Source organism: Flavobacterium sp., assembly GCF_031411595.1.
GTDB lineage: Bacteria > Bacteroidota > Bacteroidia > Flavobacteriales > Flavobacteriaceae > Flavobacterium.
In genome coordinates this window covers 1-13,283 of sequence record NZ_JANOBI010000054.1, presented here as the reverse complement: position 1 = coordinate 13,283, position 13,283 = coordinate 1, and the positions used below count along the sequence as shown (strand labels likewise).

The 13,283-nt window shown below is 38.0% G+C and carries 9 protein-coding genes; 8 read left to right on the top strand and 1 reads right to left on the bottom strand.

What is annotated here, in order from left to right; all coding sequences use genetic code 11:
- Positions 1-106: 106 nt before the first annotated feature.
- The 6 genes from RMO03_RS12715 (at position 107) to RMO03_RS12690 (ending at position 4,033) form a co-directional block, all read left to right on the top strand.
- Positions 107-1,321: a cysteine desulfurase gene (locus RMO03_RS12715; RefSeq protein WP_309642480.1), complete on the top strand. Its 1,215-nt coding sequence runs from the start codon at positions 107-109 to the stop codon at positions 1,319-1,321.
- An 11-nt stretch (positions 1,322-1,332) separates the two neighbouring features.
- A complete protein-coding gene (locus RMO03_RS12710; RefSeq protein ID WP_309642479.1) occupies positions 1,333-1,767 on the top strand; it encodes a hypothetical protein in 435 nt (144 codons plus the stop codon).
- Entirely contained in the window at positions 1,767-2,186 is a 420-nt protein-coding gene (locus RMO03_RS12705; protein WP_309642478.1) for a SufE family protein, read from the top strand. The genes RMO03_RS12710 and RMO03_RS12705 overlap by 1 nt, the downstream gene beginning before the upstream one ends.
- A 4-nt stretch (positions 2,187-2,190) precedes the next feature.
- Positions 2,191-2,514 (top strand): SUF system Fe-S cluster assembly protein, encoded by a 324-nt coding sequence (locus tag RMO03_RS12700; RefSeq protein WP_309642477.1) that lies wholly within the window; start codon positions 2,191-2,193, stop codon positions 2,512-2,514.
- A gap of 2 nt (positions 2,515-2,516) precedes the next feature.
- Positions 2,517-3,029, top strand: coding sequence for a DUF2480 family protein (locus RMO03_RS12695; protein ID WP_309642521.1), 513 nt, complete (start codon positions 2,517-2,519; stop codon positions 3,027-3,029).
- Between the two features lie 86 nt (positions 3,030-3,115).
- Entirely contained in the window at positions 3,116-4,033 is a 918-nt protein-coding gene (locus RMO03_RS12690; protein WP_309642476.1) for a DUF3078 domain-containing protein, read from the top strand.
- Between the two features lie 74 nt (positions 4,034-4,107).
- On the opposite strand, the gene hflX is transcribed toward RMO03_RS12690, so the two are convergent.
- Complete coding sequence (gene hflX, locus RMO03_RS12685; protein WP_309642475.1) at positions 4,108-5,334, bottom strand: GTPase HflX; 1,227 nt, start codon at positions 5,332-5,334, stop codon at positions 4,108-4,110.
- 184 nt (positions 5,335-5,518) lie between these two features.
- Between hflX and RMO03_RS12680 the strand changes: the two genes are divergently transcribed.
- Both RMO03_RS12680 and RMO03_RS12675 read left to right on the top strand, forming a co-directional pair.
- Entirely contained in the window at positions 5,519-13,027 is a 7,509-nt protein-coding gene (locus RMO03_RS12680) for a fibronectin type III domain-containing protein (protein ID WP_309642474.1), read from the top strand.
- A 69-nt stretch (positions 13,028-13,096) separates the two neighbouring features.
- A partial coding sequence (locus RMO03_RS12675; RefSeq protein ID WP_309642473.1) for a type IX secretion system membrane protein PorP/SprF occupies positions 13,097-13,283 on the top strand: 187 nt, incomplete at its 3' end.

The following is a 13,283-nucleotide window of genomic DNA, read 5'->3' as shown; positions in this document are numbered from 1 at the left end:
CTTAGCGCCTCTGCGAGCTAAATCGACTCCAATATATTAACAACTCTTTGATACAATTCTTATCGATTTACACTACTTTTGTACGTAGAATTTTTCTAAATAACCCATGCTAGACATTCAAAAAATAAGAGCCGAATTCCCCATTCTGAACCAAAAAATAAACGGCAAACCGCTAGTCTATTTCGATAATGGTGCGACTTCCCAAAAACCACAAGTGGTCATTGATGCCATTTCAAAATATTATCAGGAAATCAATGCAAACATTCATCGCGGTGTGCATACTTTAAGTCAAATGGCGACCGATGCTTATGAAGTTTCCAGAAAAAAAATCCAACAACACATCAACGCTAAATATTCACACGAAATTATATTTACTTCAGGAACAACCCATAGCATTAATGCGGTTGCCAATGGTTTTGCATCCATACTAAAAGCAGGTGATGAGGTTTTGGTTTCAGCGCTCGAGCATCACAGCAATATTGTGCCTTGGCAAATGTTGTGTGAGAAAACCGGAGCCACTTTAAAAGTAATTCCAATCAACGAAGCCGGTGAATTAATCCAAACAGAATATGAAAAACTGTTGTCCTCGAACACAAAAATCGTAGCAGTTAATCATATTTCCAATGCTTTGGGAACGATCAATCCGGTTGCGGAAATGATTCAAAAAGCACATCAAGTGGGCGCAGCCATTTTAATCGACGGTGCTCAAGCAGTACCGCATTTAAAACCCGATGTTCAAAAACTCGATTGTGATTTTTATGTATTCTCAGGGCACAAAATGTGCGGACCAACAGGCACCGGAATCTTATACGGAAAAGAAGCATGGCTCAACAAATTACCACCGTATCAAGGCGGCGGTGAAATGATTGCTACTGTCACTTTCGAAAAAACGACTTACGCCGATTTACCTCATAAATTCGAAGCCGGAACGCCCAACATCGCAGGCGGAATCGTGCTTGGAACCGCAATTGATTATTTGAATGAAATTGGTTTTGACAACATTGCAAAATACGAACACGAATTACTCGAATACGCCACACAAAAATTATTAGCCATCGATGGACTTAAAATTTTTGGTACTGCAAAAGAAAAAACTTCCGTAATTTCGTTTAACATTGAGGGCATTCATCCGTATGACATTGGGACGATTATCGACAAGAAAGGAATCGCCGTGAGAACCGGCCATCATTGTGCCCAACCGATTATGGATTTTTATAAAATACCAGGAACCATTAGAGCATCGTTTGCTTTTTATAACACCAAAGAAGAAATAGATACGATGGTAGACGCGATTCAAAAAGCAAAAGCCATGTTGATTTAATACTATTCACTATGAAAATAATTTCGATACTTTTTTTAACCATTTTCTTAGGAAAAGGTTGCAATGCAGAGCAGAAGCAGGATGTTGAAACCGCTGTGATTGAATACACTGCAAACACACGTGGCTTTTTTCAAAAGATTGTTGTGCAGAATCAAAAGTTTGGCGTTTCAAAAGAGCGCAACAATGAGAATCCGATTGTGGATCAAAAAATTGCGAATTCAGATTGGAAAAAAATTATTGATGCTTTTCAGGAAGTTGATTTAGAAGGCATTCCAAACCTAAAAGGACCAACGGAAAAACGATTTTATGATGGCGCTGCTATCGCAAATTTGAAAATCACTTACCAAGGAAAAACCTATAGTTCACAACCATTTGATCATGGAAATCCACCGGTAGAAATTGAAAAATTAGTCAATAAAATAACCCTTTTAGCACTGCCGCAATAATGTCAATAAAGGAAATACAAGAAGAAATTATCGATGAATTTTCAATGTTTGATGATTGGGACGAACGTTTTCAATATGTTATCGATTTAGGAAAAACGCTTCCATTGATTGACAATCAATACAAAACAGAAGAAAATACAATTAAAGGTTGCCAATCGAAAGTATGGTTGCATGGTGAAGAAGTTGATGGTGAAGTAATTTTCACAGCCGACAGCGACGCGATTATTACTAAAGGTATCATTGCGATTTTGATTCGTGTTTTCTCCAATCAAAAAGCCAAAGATATTTTAGAAGCTGACACTAAATTTATTGATGAAATTGGCCTCAAAGAACAGTTGTCACCAACACGCGCTAACGGATTGGTGTCGATGATTAAACAAATAAAAATGTATGCATTGGCATACGATTCAAAAAATTAAAATTATGGAACAAGCAATAGACACCAACTTACTCGGTGAAGCCATCGTTAAAAAACTAAAAACCATTTACGATCCTGAAATTCCGGTTGATATATACGAACTAGGATTAATCTACGATGTGATGGTAAACGAAGATTATGAAGTGAAAATCTTGATGACACTTACTTCTCCGAATTGCCCTGTAGCGGAAACGTTGCCGCGAGAAGTTGAAGAAAAAGTAAAAGGAATTGAGCATGTCAAAGGCGCTGAAGTTGAAATCACTTTTGACCCACCATGGAGCAAAGATTTGATGAGCGAAGAAGCCAAATTAGAATTGGGAATGCTGTAATTATGCAAGAAGAAATCATCAATAAAGTCGCCAATAGTGCTTTAGAAGTTTTCGATTTAGAAGATTTATACACCAAAGGTATTCGATGTCAATTGGATATTTCCCAATGGTTGTTTGAAGGATTTATTTTAAAAGAAAAAGACTTTAGAGCAGCCTTGAAAGTCCACGATTGGGCACAGTATCAAAATCAATATGTAGCTATAAATTGCAGTACTGACGCTATTATTCCCGCTTGGGCATTGATTTTAGTAGCAGTTCATCTGACGCCGTTTGCTTCAAAAGTCGTCAACGGAACATTGGAAGATTTAGAAACCGCACTTTATCAAGAAGTACTTCCTAAGATTGATTATGCTTCCTATAAAGACAAACCCGTTATTTTAAAAGGGTGTTCTAAAATGCCTGTTCCGATGAGTGCTTATATTATGGCGTCTCAATTGTTGCAACCTTTTGCCAAAAGCATTATGTATGGCGAAGCATGTTCTGCGGTTCCTTTATTCAAAGCAGCAAAATCATAATTCCGTTTTAAAATTCTAAAGCACAATTGGAGGCGTTATTATACGCTTTCACTATCTTTACCCCGAAAAATAAAACAAACGAACAAATGAAAAAAAGTTTATTCTTAGGATTGCTTTTGTTTAGTGCAGGCTTATTGCAAGCCCAAGACGCAGAAAAAGAAATTATTGCCAACACAGAAAAGGCGGTAAAGAAAATAACAGATACTACAAGTAATGGCTGGAAGAAAAAAGGCAATATTATTTTACTTTTCAACCAATCCAATTTCAATAACTGGGTAGCAGGTGGCGAAAATAATTTATCTGGAAATTTAGGGGTCAACTATGATTTCAACTACAAGAAAAAAGATATTACTTGGGATAACAAAGTGATTGCATCATACGGTTTGCTTCAAACAAAAAATTCAGACTTTGAGAAAAAAACAGATGATCGTTTTGAATTTAATTCTGTGTTGGGTAAAAAAGCCGTTGGGCAATGGTATTATTCATTCTTTTTGAATTTCAGAACGCAATTTACCAAAGGATATGTTTATGGAAAAGATGACAATGGAAAAGAGATTAGAACAGAATATACGAATATTTTTTCACCAGGCTATTTGACTTTTGGACCAGGAATGTTCTGGAAAAAGAATGATAATTTAAAAGTAAATCTTGCGCCATTAACTTCAAAAATCACTTTTGTAGATGCCGATTTTACACTTGCTGAAAAGAAATATTTTGGTGTGGAAGAAGGAAGAAGTTCGCGATATGAACTTGGTTTTTACGCCTCATCATATTACAAACTCGACTTAATGCTGAACGTTTCTATGGAAAACACACTGAACCTTTACTCGAACTATTTAGAAGATGGGCAAAACGTAGATGTTGATTACACCTTGGCCATGGTCATGCGAATCAACCGTTATTTAACTACGAATTTGGTGTTTCAGGCGATATATGACGACAATGCATTTCGTGGATTGCAAACAAGACAAATATTCGGATTGGCTGCGAATTACGGATTTTAAAAATAAATACTTCAAAGAAAAAGACCTTTAGGATTTAAACTTAAAGGTCTTTTTTTGTTAGCATGAAATGTCGATTAATCCTCTTTCTCAATAGCGTCTTCATAATCAGGATATAAAAATTTATTATACGGAAATCTCGTGATATGGATTTCCCTTACCGTTTCATAAACACGCTTTCTAAATTCTTCTAAATTTTCTTTATTAATGGCCGAAATAAACAAGGCATTTTTTTCGCCCACATCGTTCATCCAAGTGTGCTTCCATTCTTCTAGAGTATAATGACGTTTGGTTTTTTCGGTGATTAAATCATCGTCATCAATCGTCAGATGATGGAAAGCATCGATTTTATTAAACACCATTAACGTTGGTTTATTATTGCTTTTAATGTCGAGTAATGTTTGATTGACCGATGCAATATGATCTTCGAAATCTGGATGTGAAATGTCTACCACATGCAATAATAAATCGGCTTCGCGAACTTCATCCAAAGTGCTTTTAAAAGAATCAACAAGTTGCGTTGGCAATTTTCGAATAAATCCAACAGTATCAGAAAGCAGGAAAGGCAGGTTTTTAATCACGACTTTACGAACCGTTGTGTCTAAGGTTGCGAACAATTTATTTTCAACAAAAACCTCACTTTTACTAATGACATTCATCAAAGTAGATTTTCCGACATTGGTATAACCAACCAAAGCCACACGAACCATAGCGCCGCGATTGCTGCGTTGGATCGACATTTGTTTGTCGATCGTTTTGATTTTATCTTTCAATAAAGCAATACGATCGCGCACAATACGGCGGTCAGTTTCGATTTCGGTTTCTCCAGGACCACGCATTCCGATTCCTCCTTTTTGACGTTCTAAGTGTGTCCACATTCCGGACAAACGAGGTAATAAATATTGACACTGTGCTAGTTCTACTTGAGTTCTTGCATAAGAAGTTTCGGCTCTTTGCGCAAAAATATCTAAGATGAGGTTGGTTCTGTCTAAGACTTTGCAGTTGAGGATTTTGGTAATATTCTTTTGTTGGGAAGGTGATAATTCGTCATCGAAAATTACGGTAGCAATACCATTTTCTTTAACATAAAGATTGATTTCTTCCATTTTTCCGGTTCCGAGAAACGTTTTCGGATTCGGGCGTTCCATTTTTTGAAAAAACCGTTTGATGACTTCGCCACCTGCGGTAAAGGTTAGGAATTCAAGTTCATCCAGATACTCCGTCAGTTTTTCTTCTGATTGATTTTGGGTGACAATGCCTACAATGACCGTCTTTTCAAAATTGATATTTTCTTTTTCTAGCATAACTAAATTTATGTCGCAAAGCTAATGAATAACCCGCATTTATTTGTTTTATCACTCTTTAAATTAGGATTTTCATTGCAGAAAATCGTTAAAAAACAAATTTATCTTAATGCTTTCATAATTTTTGTTAAATTTGGTGCTCAAAAATTACAAGACTATAATAAACCAACTAAATTTTCATTTTATGAAAAAATTTATTTTCATCATTTTATTATCATTTACATCGTTACTTGGTTATTCTCAAATACTAGTTGAGGATTTTGAAGCCGCACCGGATAATGCAGATGCATCAGGAGTATGGACGATGACTTCAGGGAACTGGTTAGTAAGAGACAATCGAACTAACAGCAATCCAAATTGGAGAAGAAACACTCCTTCAAACACATTCCCTGCAAATAGTGGAGTTAAAGCGGCTTTTATCGACCGTGAAAATACCGGAATAGGTGTTTTGGCTCAAGAATGGTTGTGTACGCCACAGCGAAACATAACAGCTAATAGTCAATTGCGGTTTTTTACGAGACAGACTTTAATCGGTGATGATTCGAGTACTAAATTTCGAGTTCTCGCTTCTGCTTCAGCGGATCAAAGTGATTTGTCTGCTTATACTATCTTAGTAGCTGAATATACAGAAACCGAACTAAGTACGATAACGGCTACGCAATTAGATTACGAAGAAAAAGTAATAGATTTACCTTTTACAGGTTTAAGATATTTTGCTTTCGTTAAAGTTACTACGCAGCCAGGTCCTTCAACACCTGGTGACCGATGGTTGGTGGATGATGTAAAAATTGTTGAAAAATGTATCGACCCAACAGTACTTTTGGTTATTCCTGCATCTATAACAGCAACGACGACAAAATTAACATGGCTATCTAGTACAAGTACAACATTTGACGTACAATATGGTCCAACAGGTTTTATTTTAGATGTACCTGCACCTAATGTATTTACAGTGGCAGTTAATAATAATGAAAATCCAAGAACTACCACTCTAACAGGATTATTGCCTAATACAGGTTATCAATATTATGTAAGAGCCGTTTGTACAGACTCAAATAGTAATTGGGTAGGGCCATTCAACTGGAATACAAAACCATTAGGAACATCCTGTGCTACTCCAATTGTAGTGACGCCATTGCCTTATTCGGATGCTAGCAACACGACAATATATGGTAATAATATTACCAACGGATCACCTGGGAATGCTACTTTATGTGGAGCGCCAGCAGGATTTTTAGGTGGAAATGATGTTGTATATTCTTATACTGCTACTGATACAGGAAACATAGTAATCACTATGGATCCTCAAGGCGCAACCAACACGGGTATTTTTGTTTATACCAGTTGTGCCAATATCGGAACAACTTGTATCGCCGGTGTAGGAAATTCCGGTGGTAACGTTAGAATCATACCATCAGTTGCTGTAACTGCGGGACAAACTATATATATAGTAATTTCATCCACTACAGCGACGCCAAATTTTGCTTACAATTTAAACATACAAAATGCTACTTGCCCACAACCAACAATAACTCCTATGGGTATTGTTACTCCAACAAGTGCAGAAGCTAATTGGGTTAACGGTCTGGGAAGTGCAGCAACTTCGTGGGAAATAGCGGTTCAAGATTTAGGAGCAGCGATTCCTAATGACGCTGGGCTTACAACCAATGACAATTCAAATTATCTTATAACGCAAACCTTTATAGGAGATGATTTAGTAGCTTCACATCAATATCAATATTGGGTAAGAGCTGATTGCGGGGCTGGGCTTTTCAGTCCATGGACTGGGCCATTTCCATTTAATACGCCTGCTTGTTTGCCCGCCCAACAATGTAATTACACTTTTAACATGACCGATACAGGAGGTAATGGTTGGGAAGGCGGAAGAATGCAAGTAATCCAAAACGGATTGGTTGTGGCTACGATTGGCGCAACGATTACCAATGGTGGGCCAACAACAGTTACGGTTCCGCTTTGTACTAATCAACCGTTTAGTTTATTCTGGAGTGTAGCGGGAGATTTTCCTGACGAAATCAGAATTAATATTAAAAACAATTTTGCACAAACAATTTATGCTATGACAACCAACAGTCAAGCATTGATTGGAACCACATTATATTCAGGCACTGTAGATTGTTTGAATCCGTTGTGTTTACAACCCACAGCCAATCCAACAGTTCCAGCAGCGACGATTACATTCAACAATGCGGTTATTAATTGGAATACAACAGGTACATCTGCTACTACAACAACTGGATATGGAATTTACGTCGTACTTCAAGGATCACCGGTTCCGGATGCATCTACCGTACCAACATATACAACAACAGCAATTGGTCCTGGCCCGGTATCATTTACTATTCCGGTAGGGGATTTATTACCAGATACTAATTATACAGTATATGTTCAATCTTTATGTTCCGTTAATGGACCAAGTGTATGGACTGGCGGAACAAATTTTAAAACCAAAGAGCAATGTCCTAAACCAACGGCTTTAACAACTGCTGCTATTAATTCTTTTGGAGCGACATTGGGTTGGACTAACTTAACCGGAGGAACGAACTTTCAAATTCTTGTTCAATTGGCAAGTTTACCTGCGCCCGCGGCCAATGATCCTAACTGGGTTACAACAACTGGTGGTGCTGGACCAACACTTTTTAGTTATATAGCAACAAGTTTATTACCTGAAACGCAATATGAATTTTATGTAAGAACAGATTGTGGTGGCGGTATTATTAGTAATCCTCAAGGACCAAAAGCATTTACTACGGCTATTGCTTGCCCGAAACCAACGGCATTAACAGCGGCTTCAATTGCACTTGATCCATATAGTTATACATTAGGTTGGACTAACTTAACTGGAGGAACAAACTTTCAAATTCTTGTTCAATTAGCAAGTTTACCTGCGCCAGCAACGGATGACCCTAACTGGGTTACAACAACTGGAGGTGTAGGGCCAACATTGTTTAGTTATATGGCAACAAATTTAATACCTGAAACGCAATATGAATTTTATGTAAGAACAGATTGTGGGATAGTTAATGGTTTAAGTACTTTAGCAGGACCTAAAGCTTTTACGACTATACCGTCTTGTTATAAACCAACTGCTTTTGTTTCGGTTGCAGCAGGATTGACTGCTTTTTCAGTTCAATTACAATGGAATAGTGTTGCGACAACTACGGCTTGGCAAGTACTTGCTCAATTGCCTACTGACCCACCTCCAACAGCCTCAACACCAGGATGGTTGGATACAAATGGAGGCGGAGGCCCAGGCCCAGTATATACTTTTACTTACCCAGGATTAACACCTGAAACAGCCTATGTTTTTTATATTAGAGGAAATTGTGGGAATATTATAGGAAGTCCAAGTACACCAACAGGCCCAAGAGCAGTAACCACACCGCCGTCATGTTACAAACCAGCAGCTTTAACAGCAACTAGTATAACACCATTTACCGCGAGTTTAGGTTGGACAAATAATGTAAACAGCCCGGTAACAGAATGGCAAATATCCATTCAAGCTGCAGGTTCTACTGCTCCGGCAGTATCTCAAACCGGAACGACAATCACTCAAAATGCATATCCGGCAACAGGATTAACACCGAATACGTGTTATGACTATTATGTTAGAAGCGTTTGTGGTGGTGTCAATGGTTTAAGTACATGGGCAGGACCGTTTAATTTCTGTACGCCTCCGACTTGTCCGCAACCAACGAATTTAGGGGCGGCCAATTCTAATGACCCAACTGCAACATTATCATGGACCGAGCCGGGAACCGCTACAAATTGGGACTTAGTATATCAAGCTCCAAGTGGACCGGTACCAGGACCCGGTACTGTTGGAATTCCACTTACAGCAACAACATTTACAACACCAACTTTAGACCCAGGATTTTATGAATATTATGTCAGAAGTCATTGTTCTGATACCGATCAAAGTTTTTGGACAGGACCTTTCAATTTCTTTATAGCACTTCCTCCAGCAGTTTGTGCCAGTGTAGAGATTAATGTTGCTACTACAAGTCCGGGCGTAATCGACTTATGTCCAGGATTAAATTGTGTGGATCTTGCAGCAGAATTTACAGATTCTAAAGATACTTCAACGTATACTGTTTTACCGACAGTGTTTGCTCCGCCATTCCCTTTTACAGGAGGAACTCAATTACCTGTTAATACGGATGATGTTTGGTCAGCTCCTTTTACACTTCCATTTAACTTTTGCTTTTATGGGGTTAATTATCCGACAGTCTATGTAGGTTCTAACGGAGTATTGACATTTACTGCTCCAGATCCTAATGCCGGATGCCCATGGAATACAGATCCTGCGGTTAATTTACCAAATCCTGCATTCCCTATTTTGAATGCAATTTATGGCCCATACCAAGATATTAATCCTGCAGTAGACACATCTCCTATTGTACGAAGTATTAATTATCAAATTTTGGGAGTAGCACCTTGTAGAGCGTTTGTAGTAAATTATTACAATGTAGGTCAATTTAGTTGTGGAACTAGTGTGGGATTGCAAACGAGTCAAATGGTATTGTATGAAACTTCTAATATTATTGAAGTATATGTTCAAGACAGAACTGTATGTCCGGGTTGGAACGAAGGTTCAGGTGTTATTGGAATTCAAAATTTAGATGGAACATTAGCACATTTCCCACCGGACAGAAACTTAGGACCTTGGGAAGCGCACAATGAAGCATGGAGATTTACTCCGAATGGTAATTCAAATGTTGTGTTTTCTTGGTTGAAAGGCGGAGCGTTTTATAGTAATGCTCCTACCATCAATGTATGTGTTTCTGAAACAACAAACATGACTGCTCAAGCAGTATACACAGGTTGTGGAGGTCAAATAACCACAAAAACAGAAGATGTTTTACTTCGTATTAATGAAGTTATTATTCCGCCTATGCCAAATGTAGTGGCTTGTCAATCGTATGTTTTACCAGCTTTAACTGTTGGGAATTATTTTAACCAACCGGGCGGTTTAGATCCGATTACTGATACTACTATAACAGGATTAGGACTACATACAATATATGTGTATGCACAAACTACTTCGGTGCCTGCTTGTGATTATGAAATTAGTTTCACGGTTGACATTCAAGATGTTTTGGTTGCGCCAGTCCTTCCTCCTGTAACAGCATGTGTCAACTATGTTTTACCAGCTTTAGATGTCCCATTTAATTATTATACAGGAGCAGCCGGAACCGGAACGATGTATAGCGGTTCGGGTGGAGATACAATTAGTAGTACACAAACATTAAATATTTATGGTCAATCCGGATTATGTACTGCAGAAAGCCAATTAAGCATCACTATTGATCCTGCTGTTGTATTGGCCGTTCAAAACAGTGTATCGGATTGTAATAACTTTACTTTACCTGTTTTACCTGTAAATAATACTTATTATACAGCAACTGGAGGACCAAACGGAACGGGTACAATAATAAATCCTGCTACTGTAATCAGTGAAAACCAAACAATATATATTTATGCGCAATCAGGGACATGTTCTGAGGAAGGAAGTTTCACGGTTTCTATCTTTGGAATCGATCCTCCTACCGTTACGATAACGCAACCCACTTGTTTAACGCCTACAGGAACAATAGAAGTTACTTCTCCGCTTAATCCAACAGGTGGTACATTAGCATCTAATTTGTTTATATCGGAAGTGACGGATCAGCCATCAGGAGCACCTTCGCCTTCATTATCTTATGTGGAAATATTCAACGGAACTGGTTCTCCTGTAGATTTAAGTAATTACAAACTTAAAGTGTACACCAATGGAAACGCAACTGCGAATTGCGATCAACCTTTATCTGGAACTATAGCAAATAATACGACTAAAATCATAAAATTAAGTACAGATCCGAATCAAGGTGGAGTATCTCCGGATTTAATTCCTGGTTGTACTGGAGTCAATACTGATGATAGTATAGTACTTACCACAAGTACTGATGCTGTAGTCGATGTTTGGGGTATTAATGGCACTGATTTTACACCATTAAATGCAGCAGGTTATGATTATAGAAGAAATACTACGGCAACGGCTCCAAGTACTACATGGAATCCTGCAGATTGGACAGTTGTTGATTGGAATGCTACCGACCCTAGGGATTATTCTGATGTAGGCTTTTATCCAATAGTTTCATCTAATGTCTATCAATATAATATTGATAATGGACCATGGCAGTTTACAACTACTTTTAGTCCTGTAGCCGTAGGACAACATACGATTACAGCTCAAGACATAATAACAGGTTGTACCAACTCATTGGTTGTAAATATTACACCTGATTTCGTAAATAGTCCTGTAACTGGATTTACTTATACAACACCAGTTTGTAATAGTGATGCGAATCAGTCACCATTACCGGTCGCAAACTTCACAACTGGAGGAACTTACACCGCAGATTCGAATTTGCTATTGATTAATGCAACAACTGGAGAAATCAATACAGCAGGTTCAGCCGCTGGGAATTATGTAGTAACTTATACAGTTGCTGCAGATTTAGCGAATTGTATTTCAGCAGGTCATACAGATTTCCCTATTACAATCAATGCTATTCGTGTACCGGATTTTGCAGAGTTTACACCATTCTGCCCTGGCGCAGTGGTGCCAATATTAGCAGATCATTCTCCGAATGGTATTGCAGGAAGTTGGGTGCCAGCAGCCATTGATAATCAAACTGTCGGTAATCAGGTTTACACATTTCATGCAACTCCAGGACAATGTGCATCTGACAGACAATATAATATCGTAATTTCGACACCAACCATAGTGCCTACATTTAATGCGATTGCTGATTTTTGTTCCGGAGCAACGTCAATACCGACATTGCCTACAACATCAAACAATATTATTGCTGGATCTTGGTTGCCTGCAACAATAAACAATACGCAAACAGGGAATTATGTCTTTACACCGAATCCCGGACAATGTGCGTTACCAAAAACGATTACTGTAACAGTGAATCCTATAGAGCAATCTGATTTTATTGATACCGTAACGTTTTGTGCAGGTACGACCGCACCAGTATTGCAAACAAACGCTCCTAACGGAATCGTTGGAACATGGTCTCCAAATATCATTACGCAGGCTGGTAGTTATGTCTTTACACCAACACCAGTAACAGGACGTTGTTTTGATACTCAAACCATAACCGTTTCAGTTGGTGCTAAACCCGTGTTTGATGTTATTGGTGGTTGTTTAAATGGTAATTACACTTTAACCGTTACTTCTGAAACTACTGATTTACAAACAGCACATTTTGTTTGGAGAGATAATGGAGGAAATATTGTACCTGGAGCAACATCAAGTACACTTGAAATTGCCCAACCGGGGAATTACACAGCGGAAGTCACTGATTTAGCGGGTTGCTTTGAATCGGATGTTTTCAATGCAACAACGATATCTTGTTCGATCCAAAAAGGAATTTCTCCTAAAGGAAGCGGAACAGGAGATGGTTTGAATGATTATTTTGATTTAGAAGGACAAAATGTAACCAAACTTGAAATTTTCAACCGATACGGATCTAAAGTTTATAGTAAATCAAATTACTCAAAAGAATGGTATGGCCAATCTGACAGTGGTGATGAATTACCGGACGGCACCTATTTTTATGTTATTGAAAGAAATGGAGAAAAATCAAAAACAGGATGGATTTATATTAATCACGAACTATAAAAGTAAACCGAAATATAAATTTGCTCTGTCGTTAAAAGACAGCAATCAAACAATTCAAAACATAAAAAAATGAAGAAAATATTTTTTACAACTTTAATAATGGTTTTTGCATTATTCGATGCCAACGCCCAACAAGACCCTCATTACACGCAGTATATGTATAACATGAACGTCATCAATCCTGCATATGCAGGTTCGAAAGAGAATCTGTCTTTCGGATTGTTATACAGAAAACAATGGGTTGATATTGAAGATG